An 18,365-nucleotide genomic window follows, 5' to 3' on the forward strand; every position below is an offset into this window, starting at 1 on the left:
CCAAATCTTCTGGAAATCCAGGGACATTAGATACTAAGCCTTACATATAATAAATTTTAAATTTATATCTTCATTCGATGGTATTGTATATTCATCATGCACTAAAGCACCCCAGCTATCATCTCCACCTATTCCCATTTGTTTTGCTATTATACGAACCCAAGTATAATTAATTTGTGGAAGTTCTTCTATATGCATAGCATTTTCAAGCTCATATGCACTATATGGCAATACACTTAATTCAAATGGTGTATCTACATATTTAAAGCATAGGCCTTCATTTTTGCTATTTGTTACACTTGCCCATCTTACTCCTGTTCTATTACCACATTCTTGTGGAATTAAATATCTTGAAAGATTATTTATAGAGATATTTTTATATCTTCCAAGTCTTGCTCCATTATTACGATCTATATAATTTTCATCTGGACCATACCCATAATATTCAAAATTGCTTAATTCTTTTTTAAGCTTAAAATCTATAGCAAATATAGGTAGCTCTGATAACCCTTGTACACCTTTATAGTGTATATTTACTTCTATATTTCCATCTGGAGTTACTGTATATTTAACTACATTGTTAGTCCTAACACTTGTTGGCATTTCAAAAGTATAGGTTAATATTATTTTATCATTTTCTTCTATACATTCAAACCTTTCTAACCTTTGATGCATACCTGCAATTTGCCATTGTGATGTTCTAAAATTATGGCCATTACCTCTATCATTATCTGTAGTTGCTCTAAAAAATGAAGTTCTTGGAACTCTTGTTATATATTCAATTCCTTCATAACAAAGAGAAATTAATCCTGCTTCTTGCTTCGAGAACATCATTCTAAAGTTTTTTCCAACTACTCCTATATTCACATCTCCATGAATTATTCTAAATGTTGACCTAGAGCATAAATCTAAAATTTTGCTATGGCTAGAGTTAAAACTTAAATCTAAATTTTGATGTATTACGTTGTTTTCTTCGTTATTAACTACATTATTTTCATTCTCTTTATTAGCTTCTTCATTGTTATTCCTAAAGCTAATTAGCTTATCAACCTTTTGATATCCATTAGCATCAACAATATAAACTGATTGACCAAAAGATATTTCAAATCCTTTACTTGCCCATAACAAATCTTCTCTTAATCTCATAGATATATTATAAGTATATTCCCCAGTATTTTCAATATTTGGATATCCTATATAAATATACTTATCTGTACTTGGCGCAACATCAGCTTTAATAACTGTTTCAAATACTCTACTACCTTCTTTTTCTATATAAGCAATAAAATCATACTTATCTGTTCCAATAAATAAGTTATTATTTTTTATAGTAACCCCTTTATTATCTGCAATAAGTTTTACATTTGAGTAAAGTTCTTTAACCTCTTGAACTTTTGGAGATATAGTTCTATCTGCATAAATAATTCCATCTGTGCAGAAACAATAATCAGTTGCCCTATCATCAAAATCTCCACCATATGCAAATACCTTTTTGCCATCCTTATTAATTACTTCTATAGCTTGATCTATATAATCCCATATAAATCCACCTTGATACATTTGATATTTATCTTCGAGATCAGTATATAACTTCATTCCTCCACAGGAATTTCCCATTGCATGCATATATTCACAACTTATATACGGCTTTTTAGAATTATTAGTTAAATATTCTTCTATATCCAATGGCTTTGCATACATCCTGCTTTCCATATCACTTATTTCATCAAATTCTCTATTCCAAAATACTCCTTCATAATGAACTAATCTACTATCATCATTTTTATGAAAATATTTTGTCATTTCTAAAATATTACTTCCAGCATAAGATTCATTGCCACATGACCATATTAAAATTGATGGATGATTTTTATCTCTTTGAAGCATTGATTCTGCTCTATCTACTACAACATTTCTCCACTCTGGTATTGAACCTGGCACATTCCATGCTGGATCACAAGCCCCCATCTTTTGCCATGATCCATGACTTTCTAGGTTCGCTTCATCTATTAAATAAATTCCGTATTCATCACAAAGGTCATACCAAAAACTTTGATTAGGATAATGAGATGTTCTTACTGCATTTATGTTATTTTGCTTTAAGAACTTTATATCCCATAACATATCTTCCTTTGTTATTGAACGTCCATTTTTAGAACTAAATTCATGTCTATTAACACCTTTAAAAACTATTCTTTTCCCATTTAGAAACATAATATTATTAATTAATTCAAATCTTCTAAATCCAACTTTTTGAGGTACTATTTCTATTAAATTTCCTTCAGCATCTAAAATCTCAATATATAAAGTATATAAATTTGGTTCTTCAGCGCTCCAAAGCTTAACTTCATTTATTGTTGTATTAATTCTTACTTTTGTATAAGTATCATTTGTTCTACCAATATTATCCTCGCATAAAGCTAATTTATTATTATCAATAATATCCTCATTAATATCTTTACTATTATTTATATCGTTAATGTCACTATTATCATCGCTTGTACAATCATTGAAATTATTGCTTCTATTATTAATAGTTCTACTACTATCAATAATAACTTCATTTTCTTTAAAATTATGAACTAACTTTCCATTGCTATCTTTCAAATAAGCTTGCACCTGAAAATCTTCACCTTCAAGTAGCCCAGTTAATTTCATTTGTATATTTAATTTTCCATTAGTATAGGTATCATCTAATCCAGCTTTTACAAATAAATCTTGTACATGGTACTTTGGAATTGCATATAAATAAACCTCTCTAAATATTCCTGAAAATCTCCAAAAGTCTTGATCTTCTATCCAACTTGCACTACTTCTTTTATAAACCTCAACTGCTAATTTATTTTCTCCGTTATTTAAATAATTCGTTATTTCAAATTCTGATGGTGTGAAAGTATCTTCACTGTATCCTATAAATTCTCCATTTATCCATACATAAAATGCTGTTTCAACTCCTTGGAATGAAATATAAACATTTTTATCTTTTAATTCTTCATTTAATTCAAAATACTTAACATAACTTCCAACTGGATTATAATCTTTTGAAATATGGGGAGGCCTTAATTCTTCTACTCCATCCCATGGATACATTGTGTTTATATATTGACACTTATCATATCCTTGCATTTGAATATGTCCTGGAACATTTATATAATCAAAACTACTACAGTCGAAATCTTCTCTATAGAAATCTTTAATTCTATTACTTGGATTAATAGCATAAGAAAATTTCCATTTACCATTTAAATTTTGCTTAAGTGGCATATTATACCCTAGCTTTAAATCTTCCCTCTTCTCATAAAATAAATGATCTGAGTGAGCATCTATTCTATTAATTCTAAAAATTTCTGGATCTTCCAACCAATCTAAACTTGGGCTTAAGTTTTGTTTTAAGTCTGATTTTCTTGACTGTATTTTACCTTTTATTTTTTTATGAAAATCTATTTTTTTATCCAATATAACTCTCTCCAATCCCTTATATTTTCTACATTTATTACTAAGAAAGAAAATGAACCTCTGAAGTAATCCCAATGATATTTCCCCAGTTGCCCACTTTCTTTTTTATTTCCTTTTGAAACTTTTACTTTTAATTATCTTTTAACTACCCCTTAATTGATCCTGTCATACCTGCAACAAAGTGCTTTTGCATTAAGAAGAATATTAAAGCTGTAGGTAATGTTGCTATTACAACAGCAGTCATTATCATTCCATAATCTGGTGTATATGATGAACCTAAAGCTGATATTACAAGTGGTAAGGTTCTTTTATCCGGTGATTGTAATGCGATAAGTGGCCATAAATAACTATTCCAACTAGCCATAAATGTAACTATTGTAGCTGCTGCATAAGTTGATTTCATAGTTGGCATATAGATTCTAAAGAATATAGCTAATTCTCCAAGTCCATCTATCCTTGCTGCTTCCATTAAATCCTTTGGAAAAGTCTTTGTATTTTGTCTAAAGAAGAAAATTAAAAATGCTGTTGCAACTGAAATAATTATTACTGCACCATGAGTATTTAATGATATTCCTTTTAAGACAGGAATATTATTCATCTCACTAAATAATCTAAACAAAGGAACTATTAATGCTGCAAATGGTACCATCATAGATAATAATATAAAATTAAATATCTTATCTCTAGTTTTTGTTTTATATATTTCAAATGCATAACCTGCCAATGAAGAAACTAGCATAGCTAATGCTGTTGTGATAACTGCAATTATCAAAGAATTTTTAAATGCTACCGTATATTTAAGATCTGATGCTAAAAGATTTTTTAAATTATCCAAAAAATAGCTTCCTGGCATCAAAGTACCTCTTGTAACATCAACAGACTTATTAGTTGTAGCAATAATCATCCAAATAAATGGGAAAATGGATATAAAAGATAAAATAATTAAAAATGCGTATTTTATAAAACTTAATAATCCACTTAAACCTTTACCACTTTTTCTACTCATCCTTATCCCCTCCTGCTTTTAATTGAATAAATGATAGTATTACTATTATAAGAACTATTACATACGAAATTGCTGCTGCATATCCAAAGTTTGGTGAATATTTAAATAATAAATTATAAATATATTGTGAAATAGTGATTGTTGCGTTTGCTGGTCCTCCACCTGTTATATTCACAGTTTCATCGAATAATTGTAATGTTCCTATTGTAGAATTTATTGTTGTAAATAAAATTATAGGCTTTAATAATGGAAGTGTTATGGATTTAAATCTCATAAAAGCACTTGCTCCATCAATTTCAGCTGCTTCATATATTGAATCATCAATTGATTGCATTCCTGCTAAATAGAAAACCATATTATATCCTGTCCATCTCCATGTTATTGCTATTATAATTAATATTCTAGCCCATATTGGATGAGTAATCCATGCTATTGGTTCTGATATAACATTTATATTCATTAAAAATGCATTAACAAACCCATCTGTTGCAAATAAACTTTTAAATATGATTGAATATGCTACAAGAGATGTAACACATGGTAAAAATATTGCTGTTCTAAAAAATCCTCTAGCTTTTAACTTCTTATCATTTAGTATAGCCGATATAACAAGTGCTAATATAATCATAATTGGCACTTGAATTATTAAATATAATACCGTATTAAATAATGCTTTTTTAAATGTTGAATCTGTAAGTAATCTCTTATAGTTATCAATGCCAACAAAACTTAAATTATTACCCATTCCACTTTGTAATGATGTTATAAAGGCTTGTATCATTGGATAAAACACAAATACAGTTACTAGTATGATACTTGGTATAACAAATAACCAAGCTTTTCTATCTAATTTATATTTTAGACTTCTATTTTTATTACTCCTTTTCAAGTATACTCCCCCTATACAAGAAATAGCCATTTACTAACTTTGTTTTAATAAATGGCTAATCTCCTTATGATAATTCTTTTATAATTTATTATTGTGCTACTGCTGATTCTATTTGACTTTGGAAGGATTTTAATGTTGAATCAACATCAGCTCCATCAACTATAGCTTGAACAGCTTCAGTCATAATATCTTCTATTGCATAAGTGTGTAAACCATAATTTACTGAAGGAACTTTACTTGTCCAATCTGCGAAATCTTTGAATATTTCTTGTCCACTGAAGAATTCACTTGGCTTTGAATAATTTGGAGCTTCAGTAGCTTTATTTAAAGTACTAACTAAAGTAATAGAATCTGCTAAACCATTCATCAAATCTGTATTTGAAGCAAATGTTTTTCCAAGGAAGTCTACTGCCATATCTGTATTTCCAACGTTCTTAAGAACATACCAACCTGCTCCCCCTATTGAAGATGCATTGACTGATTTAGAATTACTTGCCATCTTAGGGAAGGCTGCTATTGCCCATTTTCCACTTTGATCTTCAGCCTTTTTAATTGAAGGTCCAATCCAGCAACCAGTAACTACTGATGCAACTTCACCATTATTAAATGCGCCTACAAATTGATCCCAATCTGCTACTTGTTTTGTAATTCCTGATTTCACTAAATCATTATATATCTTTATAGAATCCTTTAATGCTTGATTATCTGCTATAGAAACTTTTCCATCAGAATCTGTGTACCATGCTCCTGCACTTTGTAACATCATTCTGATTTGTCCTATATCACTAGGATCTAATGTACACATTGCAACTCCTGTTTTTTCTTTTACTGCTTTACCTATTTCAATATATTTTTCCCAAGTTAAGTTTTGCATATCTTCCTTGGTATATCCAGCTTGTTCTATTAAATCTGTTCTATAGAATGTTGCTGCTACTCCACTATCAAAAGGTATCCCATATAATTTACCATCAACATAATTTACACCTGTCTTATATTCTGCAAAATCTTCTCTTTTAGCTGCTGAAGATAAATCTGCAAATTCATCTTGATATGCTGTTAAATACCCTTGAATCTTATAATCTTCAATTAATACAACATTGGGAAGACCTTCATAAGATCCAGAAGATAAGCTTGTATTTAATTTAGCTACTATATCATCTTGAGCCATTGTTACAACTTCAATTTCTGCATCTGGATTTTCCTTTTGATATATTTCTTTAGCATTATTTGCTGCTACTATGTTGAAAGCTTCATCCCATGCCCATATTGTTATCTTATTGTCTTTACTCTCCCCAGTATTACTGCCTGTATCATCGTTCTTTCCTCCACACGCTACTAACCCTAAAGATAATGTTGCTGCTAACAAAATTGATGTTAGTTTTTTAATTCTCATTTAAACCCCTCCATATTAAATTACATATATAATATTTTATTGGTCTTTACCTTTGATGAAAACCACATTTTGTAATGCTTTACATTTCATGTATTTATAATATCATACCTTATTTAATTTATTTTAGAATATTCTTTATTTAAACTTTTAATATTTTTAGATTATATTTCTTGCATTACATAAGAAGTGGATTATTTTTAGATACTTGGATTATTTTTAGAATTTCCATTTCTCTAGATCTATGTACCAATCAATCTCCCCTTAATCATTTCCCTCCAAACATTAATTTACTTTCTATTTACAACAAAATTATAAAATCCAAAGGGACTAACGCAATGGTCTGACCCCTTGAGATTTTCTATTCTACAATTTATTAATCTTTTTAATTCCATTATTTATTATTAAATATATATAAATAATAAATATCAACACTATTAATATACCTACTGTTTCTGCTAGTCCGTTGTATGTGAATGGAATTATAAATATAGCTGTAAAATTAATAGCTAATAAAATATTTTTACTTCTTATAAAGTTTTGTACTGGGCAAATAAATGAAACAATTAGTAACATTATTGCAGTTATAATTCCATAATCAAAAGAAAACATAATTATTGGATTTTCAAAATTTACAACTTCAAATAAGTATTGACTTATATAATTTGAATACCCTACACCCTTTCCAGTAAAAAACTTAGGATATACATTAAAGAATTTCATTTCCCTTATTCCAAGCAATCTTCCATTAGTTATATCTCCCCAAGAAGCTGTATCTCTAAATTTCTCCCATATGTATTTATCTACAATTGAAGTCGATAAAAACACAATAATTATTATAGGTACAATTATATATGGAATTATTTTATTTCTACAACAACTCACTGTATATAATAAACTTAATATAAGCACTATTATAAGCGAAATTCTTCCTGATGCTAGAACAGTTCCTATTAGAGCAATTAGTATATCCTTAATTATAAAAAAGTCTTTCTTAACATTAAAATATTTATAATAAACACAATTTAAACTTATGAATATCCCATAATACCATCCTGAAGTTAATGGATGTCCTACTATTCCACCAGTTCTTCCATACTTTATGCTCATTATTACTTGAATTAAAAAAGTAATACTAATAAATATATTAAAGGTCTTTAATACTTTAGGTAAAATATAACTTGTGTCTACATCCTTATAATTAATTAATAACATTAATAATGGAAGTATAAATCCAATTGTCGTTCTTATAAGCTGAGATATACTATATCTATTAGCTATAAATCCGATTCCTATGAAACCAATTATTGAAAATATAAAAATAAAGTTTTTCTTACTTACTTTATTACTTCTTTTAATGAACATTAATATAATTAGTATTATTGGAATTAAGTGATAGTTGAATATGCTTGTATTTGTTATACTATTTAATCTTCCCCTCATTCCTTGACTCATTATTACTATCATAAAAAATAAACTAAATATTAATTTTTCTTTTTTATGTGCTATTGGTTTATACAGCACCATACTTATCTCCTTATTTATTTCGCATATAATACTTCATCATATAAAACTATATGTTCTGCTATATATCTATCTACATCAAACTTTTCCTTAAATATTTTATATGCATTTTCCTTTAATGAATTATATAAATCCTTATTATTAAAAATATAATTTATCTTTTCAGTAAATTTTTCTATGTTTTTTTCTTCAACTAAAAATCCATTTTCTCCATCTACTATTTCTTCTTTTGTTCCTTCAATATTTGTAGCAATAACAGGTACTCCCTGTGAAAATGCTTCTAATGGTACTAATGGTAGCCCCTCTATATGAGAGCATAGTAATATTAAATCTATATATTTTAAATGTTCAATAATATTCTCCTTACTTCCTAACATATATACATAATCTTCTAAATTACATTGATTTATATATTTCTTTAAATTTTCACTTTCTTCTCCTTCTCCAATTAATAAGAATCTTATATCCTTATTAATTTTAACAGTGTTTTTTGCTACATCTACAAAGTCGTACACTCCTTTGTAATCAATAATTCTACTTACTTGAGCTACTAAAAAAAATCCTTTTTCTTTTAACTCTAATAATTTAGAATCTATTTCTTTATTTTTGCATTCTAATTCTATACTGTTATATATAGTTGTCATATTTTTTTCACTTAACTTACATTTTCTTTTTAAAATCTCCTTAGCACCATTGCTAACAGTTATTGTTTTTATATTGTTTAAGGAAAGCCTAGTTAGACAAAATTTATTTTCAATACATAAATGCTGAGTATGAATTACTTTTACTTTTATAAATTTTGATGCTATCTTTGACATTAAAGTAGTCATTCTATGATGACTATGTATAATATCTATGCTTTCTTTTCTAACTATTTTAATAATCAATATAATATTAAATATTATACTGAAAATATTTATGCTACTTACAGGCTTTATTTTATAATGTTTAATCCCCATTTTTTGAAATTCAGTTACTAAGCTGCCTCCATTACTTCCCATTATAATCTTATTACTATACTTAAGCTCCTTGGAAAGCTTTAAAATGCACTTAGTATCACCACCTAAATGTACAGAGTTATTTAAATATAATATATTCAAATCAATAAACTCTCCTCTTTTTATATAGCTATATTATCTATTAATACCTTTAGCTTTATATTTTCATATTTATATTTTTCTTATAAATACTTCTATTTCTTTTATAATTTTAGCTGTATTTGAAATATATTCTTTTAATTCTAACTTATCTATATTAGAAATAGCATTACCTAGCATATCAATATTTTTAGCAACTTCTATAAATCCAATGACTTCAAACTCTGAAACTATTTGAATTTGATGATTATCTACATGCTCACCAAATTCCTTTAGCCTTGGAACTGCAACTACTTTTTTTCTTTGCTTTACTGAACCAATAATAGATCCTGTCCCTCCATGAGTTATTATAATTTTGCTCCTTTTTATTACATCTTGAAACTCATCTCTATCTATAAATTCTTTATACTTGTAGTTTTTAGGCTTATAATCACTGTATCCAATTTGAGCAAATACCTCTTCTGTAATTATCTCTTCTTCTATTAATCTATCAATTTCTTTAAGCAATCTATTAAATTGGAATTTTTGAGTTCCAACTGTTATAAATATCACTATAGTCTCCCTTCTATAAAATTCTATTTTATCCCCTTAACAAAATATTTTTTCTTATCTTTTCTTTTGCTTTTTGTTAAATTTAAGATATCTACCTTAATTGGATTATTAAATATCAACATTAATGCCCCATAAACTAAAAAGCATAATCCACATATAAATACTAAAGATATAAAATTAGTTCTAATAATGAAACTACTTAAATACACAATAATAAAATTAACACTTCCAAATATTAAGTAAATATATGTGTCTTTAAATAACTCCTTCATATTTAAATACTTTCTTATTAAGACTATTTTCAAGATAGTAGATGTTAATTCAGTTAATATCACTGTTATTATTGCTCCTACTATTCCTAAAATCGGTATTAGAATTAAGTTAGAAACTATACTTACTATAGATGCTAAAACTATGGGAATTACATATTCTCTATTTTTACTAGCTGGTATGGTAAATTGATTTGTAAAAACTAATCCTACAGGTATGATTATTGCTATTAAACTATTTATCATCATATATGGAATTGTTATATTGAAATCTTCTCCAAAAAAGATTGGAACAAATTTATTAGAAACTGCTGCCATAGAGCTTACTCCAAATATACCAATGCAAATTGTTATCTGCAATGAGCTTTTTAAATACTTATGAATATTTTTTATATCTGCTTTTTCATATAGATTTGCTATTGCTGGCATAAGTACCGTACTTAAAGATGTAATAAAGGCTAATGACATTTTAGGAATCCTTAAGCTTTGTGAATAGTACCCAACATCTGTAACACTTGCTAATGTTCCTACAATAATTTGATCTGCAACTGTGTAAACTTGTATACATATTTGTGGAATAAGATATATAAATGATTCTCTTATATATGGCTTTATGCTTATATTAGAAAATTTAATTTTATTTACATATTTAAATATAGAATTCCAAAATGTAATACATCCTAGTAAAGCTGATAGAGAATTAATAAGAATATATTTGTTTAAATCACTATAACTTTTCACTAAAGTAAATATTAGCATTACACTTATAGTCTTTATAACTGTATTTCTGATTACTATTTTCTTAAAATTTTCTAAGCCTATATAAAACCAACTTATATCTATTAACGAAGATATCACAACTGGTAATTGCAATATTAATAAAAGCTTCAATGAATCTCCTTGAATTGAAAAGAATATAATATAAGCAATAATTGATATAAGACTAGTTATAACTTGCAGAGCCCATATACTCCAAAAAGTTTTACTTCTTTTTTCTTTATTATCTCTGGTATAAGCTATACACTTACTTCCATATCTCTCTATACCAAATTTTCCAACCACTGAAAATACTATTGCAAAAGAACTAGTATAATTACTGATGCCAATACCATCTGCTCCTAAAACTCTCGATATATATGGTGCTGTTATTACTGGTAGTATCAATATTAAAATTTCATATCCTATATTATATAAATAATTTTTAATTATTCTTTTATTGCTCATATCTCTCCTTAAATATCAAATAAACAGCATCATTTTTTTAACTTATATTTTCCTAAATCCATAACTTTCCTTTTGTTTCAATGATTTTTCTATATAAATAAATAACTCTCTTTTTACTTTTATGATTTTTCTATTTAACTAAATAATTGTCTCTTTGCTTTCATAATTTTTCTATCTGCATCCGTAACTATCTTTTTTTCATTATTTTTCTACAATGTATATAAAATAAATTTCTTATATTTTATTTTTTATCCTTTTTATTAAATTAAATATTCTAAGCTTCCATAAGAGTAATCTTAATTTATCCATTTTATTTAAACTTTTTAAGAATATAAAATCTTTAATTTTAACATCTAAATCTGCATATTTAGATTTTTTAAAATCTCTATAGCTACTCTTAACATCTGTATTAGTATAATGATAAATAAAATACGATAAGATACTTGCTCTAAATACCTTAAAGCTATTGGAATTTACTTGAATGTCATTATTAATAATATATTGAATTATACTAATCATTGCATGATAGTAATCTTCTGCTAATTTAGTATTTTTTTATGAATAGTTGAGGTATCTCTTTGTCTGTAATAATATAAATCTTTATTTACAAATGCTATTTTATTGCTATTATTAATTGATTTAAAAACTGGAAATATATCTTGAACATACCTCCCCTTTTCAAATTCAAAATTATTTTCTAAAAGCAAACTTCTCTTAAACAGCTTGTTCCATAGTTGTCCTTGAATATTAAAATTTAAAATCATATCTATAACTTCACTTGAGGAATATATCCTATCCTCCAAAACATTATAGCTAACCACTCTATTATTTTTATTATTAGGTCCATAGTAAAGATTGTAATTACACATGACTATATCAGCTTTAGTTTTATTAGCCTTATTAACCATTAGGTCTAACATATTTAATTTTAAGAAATCATCTGAATCTATATATAAGATGTATTCTCCTATAGCATATTTTAAAGCCAAATTTCTTGCCTCTGAAACTCCCTTGCTTCTTTGAGATAATATTTTTACTTGCTTAAATTTCTTTTCATATTCCTTAATTATCTCCATACTCTTATCTGTAGATCCATCATCAACAATTATTACTTCATAATTACTAAAGCTTTGTTTTATAATGCTTTCTAAACATTGCCTTAAATACTTTTCTACATTAAAAACTGGTATAATTAGGCTAATCATAAATCCACCTCTTTACCTATTTATCTGAAAGATCTAATAACATTCAATAATAGCTCCTTAATTTTTGTTCTTAATATTTGATATGGTTTTCTCCAAGTTCCTTCATAATGATGAATTGTATATGTGTTTTTTGTAATTTCAGGTTCTTCCCAAGCATGTCTTTTAGGATAAAAATACTCTTTAGGATATACAGCTATATCATCACCATAATAAGAAATACTATCTTGATTCTTTATATATCCTAATTTTTTTGCCATATTTGTAATGTGTATCGGAATTGCTAATCCTTGTAAGTTCCCCTTATATTCTGAGTAATTTAGTAAATTATAATATTCTAGAATCTCACCTAAAAACTTATCTTGCCTTCTACATCCCCATATACCAAAGGCTATTTTATCTTCCTCTTCAACTCCTGTAAATGACTTATCATCTAATAAATCATCTAATGGCTTTAAAATCTCAATATCAGTATCTAAGTATATCCCCCCATAATTGCATAGAACCCACAGTCTACAATAATCTGATACAAAAGCCCACTTTTTATCTTTATATGCTTCCTTAGTAAAGCTACACATATCTATATTAAAGTTCTCTTCATTCCACTCTATTATCTTGTAATCTTTAAGATGCCTTTTCCAGGTTTCCATACATTTATTTATTAATTTAGGCTTCTCCTTTCCCCCAAACCAACAGTAGTGTATAACTTTAGGTATTTTATCCATAAACTTCACCCCATTTTTAATATCTATTTGAAAGCCCCCAAACTTTTACTGCTAACTCTCCATTAATACTGCTTAATCCCCATTTTTTCCTTATCAATTTCTATTTTTCTACTTACTTATTTAATACTTACTAAGATCTATCATTTCAGCTATTTCTAAATCATATTCAATAGGGTAAAATCCCTCTGTACCACTAGATGGAGTAAAGGTAAGTTCCCCAAAATATAATTTATTATCTACAGCATTGAAATCAACTCTTACATAAGCAAAATCACTTGCTAATATTTCTGAAAGCTCAATTAATTTTTCTAGATTTTTTGGCTTTCCTATATGCTTTGCACTACTCTTTGTCTTTCCTCTAAACTTAGCTTCTGACCAATCAGGATAATAATAATTTTCTTTATATACATTAAACCTATCTGTATGAACCTCAATAAATCCAACCTTTCCATTAAAACAATGTAAATTATACTCTATTAAGCCTCCACTACTATCTTCTAAGTACTCTTCGCATAATATCATTGTTTTTATATTTTTATATTGAAGTTCTTTTGTATATTTATAGTATTTTTCTTTCATTAACCTTCTAAGCTTTTCATTAGTTAACTCTTTATCTAGTAATGGCTTATCTCTACATATAATATTTCCACCAGAACCATTATTCAGCTTCAAAACAAATTTTTCTGGTAATTCATCATAATCTATTTCATAAATACTTTCATATATCCTATATAAATCTGGTAAATATATACTTCCTATTTTCTCTTCAACATAACTTCTAACTTGATATTTATCAACTAATGAAGTGAATCTTTCAACTTGTCCATATAATTTTATCCATTGTATTTTTTCTCCATAATACCTTGGTTCATTTAAATTTAATACCTTACCATATGCCATAAAATTATCTATATATATAACAAGCTTAGTGGGCAAAAAAGCACAGATCTTTCTTAATTTTTTCAATATATCCCCCCCTTATAAATAGCTTTAGGATATACTTTAAGCATATCTTTCCATTGCACATAAAACTGATCTGCAAATTTATATAAAAGTTTCCCTGTTAATGTAGGACTATTAATTTTGGCAAATGATTCAATAAATATAAGTTTTTTTCTAAATATCTTAGCTATTATACACATTGGTATAGTAACTAGAGCTCCTGTTGATATAACTACATCTGGCTTTTCTTTTATAAATATTTTTAAAGTATTTATAAGATTTACAAGCATTTTGAATATAAATATTTTTTCATGCCTATTTACTTGCTTTAAATAATAAGTTTTTCGAGTATCTTTTATAGCTTGATAAGATGTTTTTTCAGTTATAATGAAGCTATCATACTTATCCATAATTTGCTTAAGCATCATTAGTTGATCAAAATGTCCTCCAGTGGAAGCTATAAAACAAATCTTTTTCATTTCACTCTACCATTTCACCTTTAATTTTTATATAATATACACATTTTATTGCTCAATTTTTAAATTAAGAATTTCTTTTCTTCCTATTGAATAATAGTCTATTTTTATTTCTTTAACTTCATCTAATCTAAAACAATTTCTTCCATCAAATATTATTGGTGTTTTCATTAACTCCATATATTTTTTTAATTCTATTGCTTTTATTTCCTTCCATTCCGTAAATATAAATACCATATCTGAATCTTTTAATGCATCTTCTGGATTAGATACATAACTTATTTCTGTTGGATACCTTTTCTTAAAGTTTTCTATTCCCACTGGATCAAAAGCTATTACTTCTGCTCCTTCATCTAATAATCTTTTTATATTAGAAATTGATGGTGCTTCTCTTAAATCATCTGTTTCAGGCTTAAAGGTTAATCCAAGTACCGCAATCCGTTTTCCTTTTAAACTTCCAAATCTTTGCTTAGCTTTTCTAAACAACTTAAGCTTTTGATTTTCATTTACTTCTATAGCTGCTTTTATAGTTTTTATCTCATATCCATGATCGTTTGCTAGCCAATGAAGTGCCTTAGTATCTTTAGGAAAGCAGGATCCTCCGTAACCTAGCCCCGCACTTAAAAACTTGTTTCCAATTCTTTTATCATAGCTCATTCCTTTTACTACATCTTCTACATCTGCTTTTATAATTTCACAAACATTAGCTATTTCATTAATAAAACTTATCTTTAATGCTAAGAAATCATTTGAAGCATATTTTATCATCTCAGCACTTCTTCTATCAGTGCAAACTATAGGCCGATTAAATTTACAATATATTTCTATTAATATATTTTCTGCTCTTTTTGATTCTACTCCAATGATTATTCTGCTTGCTTGCATCGTATCTACTATAGCTGTTCCCTGTGATAAAAATTCTGGATTAGATGCTACCTCAACATTTACGTTATTAACTAAATTTTCTTTTAAAAATTCCTCAATTCTATCATTAGTTCCTATTGGCACAGTAGATTTAACTACAACTAAACAATCACTTTCTACATTTTCAACAATTTGTTTACATACATCAAAGACATAATCTAAATTAGCTGAACCATCTTCTCTCTCCGGAGTTCCAACTCCAATAAACACAACAGTTTCATTTTTATATACATTTTTATAATCAGTAGTAAAATCTAGTCTACCAGCATCAAAATTCCTTTTTATTATTTCATATAGACCAGGCTCATATATTGGAGTTTTCCCACTTTTCATTACTTCAACTTTCTTTTCATCAATATCTACGCATAATACATTGTGTCCGATTTCTGAAAGACATGCTCCTGTAACTAATCCAACATAGCCAGTCCCAGCCATTACTATATTCATTCACTTCCTCCAATCAATATGCATTCTTATCTCCAAATAGCAAAATAACTGTTTTAAATATTAACTTTATATCTAACGTAATATTTCTATGATTCACATAATCTATATCTAACTTCATCCAATCCTCAAAGCAAATATTATTTCTTCCTGATACCTGCCATTTGCAAGTAAGTCCTGGCTTTACTTCCAGTCTCTTTAGCATCCAAGGTTCAAATTTTTCAACTTCACTTGGAAGGCTTGGCCTTGGTCCAACCAAACTCATTTCACCCTTTAAAACATTTATTAACTGCGGTAATTCATCTATACTTGTTTTTCTTATAAACCTTCCTATTTTCGTAATCCGAGGATCATTTTTTACTTTAAACATAGGGCCAGACATTTCATTTTTATCTTCAATGCTTTTTCTAAGTGCTTCTGCTCCATCTACCATTGATCTAAATTTATAAATTTTAAATTCTTTTCCATGTAGGCCAACCCTAGTTTGAGAAAAAAGTATTTGCCCTTTTGATTCCAATTTTATTAAGACTGCCATAACTAATAATATTGGGCTTGCTAAAATAATACCTAAAATAGATCCAATGATATCTATTATTCTTTTAAGGATTAAGTAAATAATATTTTTCATACTTCCTCCTACTTTTATTAATAACTCTTAATTCATTGTCTTAGTTTTTCTATGCTTTAGTGTATTATGCTTTTGGGTATTAGTAATAATATTTATTTTCATTATTATCTACTGCATTTAAAACTGCTCCAATTATGTTGACATTAACTTTTCTAAGTAATTCAAAAGAATCTTTTACTTCCTTCTTTTTAGTTTTTCCTGCCCTAAGTACTAATATAGTTCCATCGGCTTTAATTGATAGTATTTGAGGATCTGTTACAAAAAGTAATGGAGGCGTATCTAAAATAATATAATCGAACTTTTTCCTTAAGCAATCTAAAAGCTTAGACATTTTATCAGAGGCTAATACTTCTGCTGGATTGGGTGGTATATGTCCAGATGTTAATATAGTCATATTTTTTTCGTGTTGATTTGATGCTATAACAAACTCTTCTTCATCCAATAATACATCTGATAAACCAGTTGAATTGGAGATTTTAAATCTTCTATGAATAGATGGTTTTCTTAAATCACAATCTATTAAAACAACTTTGCTTTCTTCCTGAGCAAGAGTCAATGCAAGATTTGATGCTATTGTCGTCTTTCCTTCCCCTTGATTTGGGCTAGTTATTACAATTACCTTATATTGATTATCTAAAGATGAGTATTGTAAATTTGTTCTTAAAGTTCTAAAGCTTTCTGAAATAACTGACTTAGGATTTTTCTCTACTATAAGCATTTTTCTCCCTTCTTACTTATTATCTATTTTTGAAGTTAATGATATTACAAAGGTGATAGTACATAACTATATTTAAGCTTTCCTTTCTTTTATATTTGGAATCAATCCAATTACGGATACATTAAATTCTATTTCTATTTGTTCCTTTATTCTAATTGTCTTATCTAAAAATTCTAATAAAAATGATAATCCAATACTCGTTATTACTCCTAATAAAAATCCTATTGAAATATTAATTACTTTATTTGGGCTTACTGGCTTCTCTGGAAGGCTTACTTCTTCCAATACTTTTATATTCCCATTTGGAAATATTTCTTTTGATATTTTTATAAATTCCTTTGTAACTCCTTCAATTAAATCCCTTGCCTCTTTTGCATCTCTACTTTTAAAACTAACTTCTAAAATTTGTGTATCAGCAATTGTAATTACATTTATGTTTTCTAAAACTTCTTCTGCATTTAAATCAACATTAGCTTCTTTTGTAGCATTTACAATAAGATCATTTGTTTTTATTACTTCGCAATAAGTTTTCATTAATGTCTGGTACATTATCACATCACTTTGACTATAACTTTGATTGGTCCCTGTAGCTTCTTTTCCTATAAAAAGCTTTGTATTCGCTTCATATTTTGGCTCAATTACATAAAAAGTTAATAATGCTGAAGCCAATGTAAATAATAATGTTATTAGCGCTATAATTCTCATCCTTTTTTTTAGTATTTTCATAATTTCTTCAATACTTATTAGCTGCTCTTCCAAATTACCTCCCCCATTCAGACTCATAAGTTATTTTTAAGTATCTACATAATAAAACTTACTCTTTTTCATGAATTTTCTATTAATACTGTCAAAAACTTTATTTATGTACTTTTTTTCAATATATAATCTTTTATAAAGAT

At 27.3% G+C, this 18,365-nt stretch carries 17 protein-coding genes; all 17 read right to left on the reverse strand.

The genetic code is table 11. From position 1 onward, the window contains the following. Positions 1-33 precede the first annotated feature (33 nt). On the reverse strand, positions 34-3,414 hold the full coding sequence (locus tag J7M87_RS16260) for a glycoside hydrolase family 2 TIM barrel-domain containing protein (protein WP_291652740.1): 3,381 nt from the start codon (positions 3,412-3,414) through the stop codon (positions 34-36). 187 nt (positions 3,415-3,601) lie between these two features. Beyond that, positions 3,602-4,462 (reverse strand): carbohydrate ABC transporter permease, encoded by an 861-nt coding sequence (locus tag J7M87_RS16265; RefSeq protein WP_291652583.1) that lies wholly within the window; start codon positions 4,460-4,462, stop codon positions 3,602-3,604. After that, positions 4,455-5,351 carry a sugar ABC transporter permease gene (locus J7M87_RS16270; protein WP_291652585.1) on the reverse strand — a complete coding sequence of 299 codons (897 nt, stop codon included), beginning with the start codon at positions 5,349-5,351 and terminating at the stop codon, positions 4,455-4,457. The genes J7M87_RS16265 and J7M87_RS16270 overlap by 8 nt, the downstream gene beginning before the upstream one ends. Positions 5,352-5,439: 88 nt before the next feature. After that, positions 5,440-6,744 (reverse strand): extracellular solute-binding protein, encoded by a 1,305-nt coding sequence (locus J7M87_RS16275; RefSeq protein ID WP_291652587.1) that lies wholly within the window; start codon positions 6,742-6,744, stop codon positions 5,440-5,442. 363 nt (positions 6,745-7,107) lie between these two features. Next, positions 7,108-8,268: a hypothetical protein gene (locus J7M87_RS16280; RefSeq protein ID WP_291652589.1), complete on the reverse strand. Its 1,161-nt coding sequence runs from the start codon at positions 8,266-8,268 to the stop codon at positions 7,108-7,110. 14 nt (positions 8,269-8,282) lie between these two features. Beyond that, positions 8,283-9,365 carry a glycosyltransferase gene (locus J7M87_RS16285; protein ID WP_291652591.1) on the reverse strand — a complete coding sequence of 361 codons (1,083 nt, stop codon included), beginning with the start codon at positions 9,363-9,365 and terminating at the stop codon, positions 8,283-8,285. 69 nt (positions 9,366-9,434) lie between these two features. Beyond that, on the reverse strand, positions 9,435-9,914 hold the full coding sequence (gene pssE / locus J7M87_RS16290; RefSeq protein ID WP_291652593.1) for a PssE/Cps14G family polysaccharide biosynthesis glycosyltransferase: 480 nt from the start codon (positions 9,912-9,914) through the stop codon (positions 9,435-9,437). Positions 9,915-9,937: 23 nt separating this feature from the next. Then, a complete protein-coding gene (locus J7M87_RS16295) occupies positions 9,938-11,407 on the reverse strand; it encodes an oligosaccharide flippase family protein (RefSeq protein WP_291652595.1) in 1,470 nt (489 codons plus the stop codon). Positions 11,408-11,641: 234 nt separating this feature from the next. Then, positions 11,642-11,926: a hypothetical protein gene (locus J7M87_RS16300; RefSeq protein ID WP_291652598.1), complete on the reverse strand. Its 285-nt coding sequence runs from the start codon at positions 11,924-11,926 to the stop codon at positions 11,642-11,644. Positions 11,927-11,946: 20 nt separating this feature from the next. After that, positions 11,947-12,612, reverse strand: coding sequence for a glycosyltransferase (locus tag J7M87_RS16305; protein WP_291652599.1), 666 nt, complete (start codon positions 12,610-12,612; stop codon positions 11,947-11,949). A 20-nt stretch (positions 12,613-12,632) separates the two neighbouring features. Then, entirely contained in the window at positions 12,633-13,334 is a 702-nt protein-coding gene (locus J7M87_RS16310; RefSeq protein ID WP_291652601.1) for a glycosyltransferase, read from the reverse strand. A gap of 120 nt (positions 13,335-13,454) precedes the next feature. Next, complete coding sequence (locus J7M87_RS16315; protein ID WP_291652603.1) at positions 13,455-14,300, reverse strand: ATP-grasp fold amidoligase family protein; 846 nt, start codon at positions 14,298-14,300, stop codon at positions 13,455-13,457. Then, a complete protein-coding gene (gene pssD, locus J7M87_RS16320) occupies positions 14,297-14,755 on the reverse strand; it encodes a PssD/Cps14F family polysaccharide biosynthesis glycosyltransferase (RefSeq protein ID WP_291652605.1) in 459 nt (152 codons plus the stop codon). Before pssD ends, J7M87_RS16315 begins: the two co-directional genes overlap by 4 nt. A 45-nt stretch (positions 14,756-14,800) precedes the next feature. Continuing rightward, the gene (locus J7M87_RS16325; RefSeq protein WP_291652607.1) at positions 14,801-16,123 is read right to left on the reverse strand and encodes a UDP-glucose/GDP-mannose dehydrogenase family protein; all 1,323 of its coding nucleotides are present in this window, start codon (positions 16,121-16,123) and stop codon (positions 14,801-14,803) included. Between the two features lie 13 nt (positions 16,124-16,136). Beyond that, the gene (locus J7M87_RS16330; RefSeq protein ID WP_291652609.1) at positions 16,137-16,748 is read right to left on the reverse strand and encodes an exopolysaccharide biosynthesis polyprenyl glycosylphosphotransferase; all 612 of its coding nucleotides are present in this window, start codon (positions 16,746-16,748) and stop codon (positions 16,137-16,139) included. A gap of 79 nt (positions 16,749-16,827) precedes the next feature. Continuing rightward, positions 16,828-17,466, reverse strand: coding sequence for a CpsD/CapB family tyrosine-protein kinase (locus J7M87_RS16335; protein WP_291652611.1), 639 nt, complete (start codon positions 17,464-17,466; stop codon positions 16,828-16,830). Positions 17,467-17,538: 72 nt separating this feature from the next. After that, positions 17,539-18,225: a Wzz/FepE/Etk N-terminal domain-containing protein gene (locus J7M87_RS16340; RefSeq protein WP_291652613.1), complete on the reverse strand. Its 687-nt coding sequence runs from the start codon at positions 18,223-18,225 to the stop codon at positions 17,539-17,541. Between the last annotated feature and the right edge of the window lie 140 nt (positions 18,226-18,365).

This window comes from Clostridium sp. (assembly GCF_017888565.1).
In the GTDB taxonomy this organism is placed as follows: domain Bacteria; phylum Bacillota; class Clostridia; order Clostridiales; family Clostridiaceae; genus Clostridium.

What these genes read in the sequence shown, in the direction of transcription:
- J7M87_RS16265 (WP_291652583.1), bottom strand. Translation starts at nt 4,462, where the DNA reads ATGAGTAGAAAAAGTGGTAAAGGTTTAAGTGGATTATTAAGTTTTATA.
- J7M87_RS16275 (WP_291652587.1), bottom strand. Translation starts at nt 6,744, where the DNA reads ATGAGAATTAAAAAACTAACATCAATTTTGTTAGCAGCAACATTATCT.
- J7M87_RS16280 (WP_291652589.1), bottom strand. Translation starts at nt 8,268, where the DNA reads ATGGTGCTGTATAAACCAATAGCACATAAAAAAGAAAAATTAATATTT.
- J7M87_RS16295 (WP_291652595.1), bottom strand. Translation starts at nt 11,407, where the DNA reads ATGAGCAATAAAAGAATAATTAAAAATTATTTATATAATATAGGATAT.
- J7M87_RS16300 (WP_291652598.1), bottom strand. Translation starts at nt 11,926, where the DNA reads ATGATTAGTATAATTCAATATATTATTAATAATGACATTCAAGTAAAT.
- J7M87_RS16305 (WP_291652599.1), bottom strand. Translation starts at nt 12,612, where the DNA reads ATGATTAGCCTAATTATACCAGTTTTTAATGTAGAAAAGTATTTAAGG.
- J7M87_RS16310 (WP_291652601.1), bottom strand. Translation starts at nt 13,334, where the DNA reads ATGGATAAAATACCTAAAGTTATACACTACTGTTGGTTTGGGGGAAAG.
- pssD (WP_291652605.1), bottom strand. Translation starts at nt 14,755, where the DNA reads ATGAAAAAGATTTGTTTTATAGCTTCCACTGGAGGACATTTTGATCAA.
- J7M87_RS16325 (WP_291652607.1), bottom strand. Translation starts at nt 16,123, where the DNA reads ATGAATATAGTAATGGCTGGGACTGGCTATGTTGGATTAGTTACAGGA.
- J7M87_RS16330 (WP_291652609.1), bottom strand. Translation starts at nt 16,748, where the DNA reads ATGAAAAATATTATTTACTTAATCCTTAAAAGAATAATAGATATCATT.
- J7M87_RS16335 (WP_291652611.1), bottom strand. Translation starts at nt 17,466, where the DNA reads ATGCTTATAGTAGAGAAAAATCCTAAGTCAGTTATTTCAGAAAGCTTT.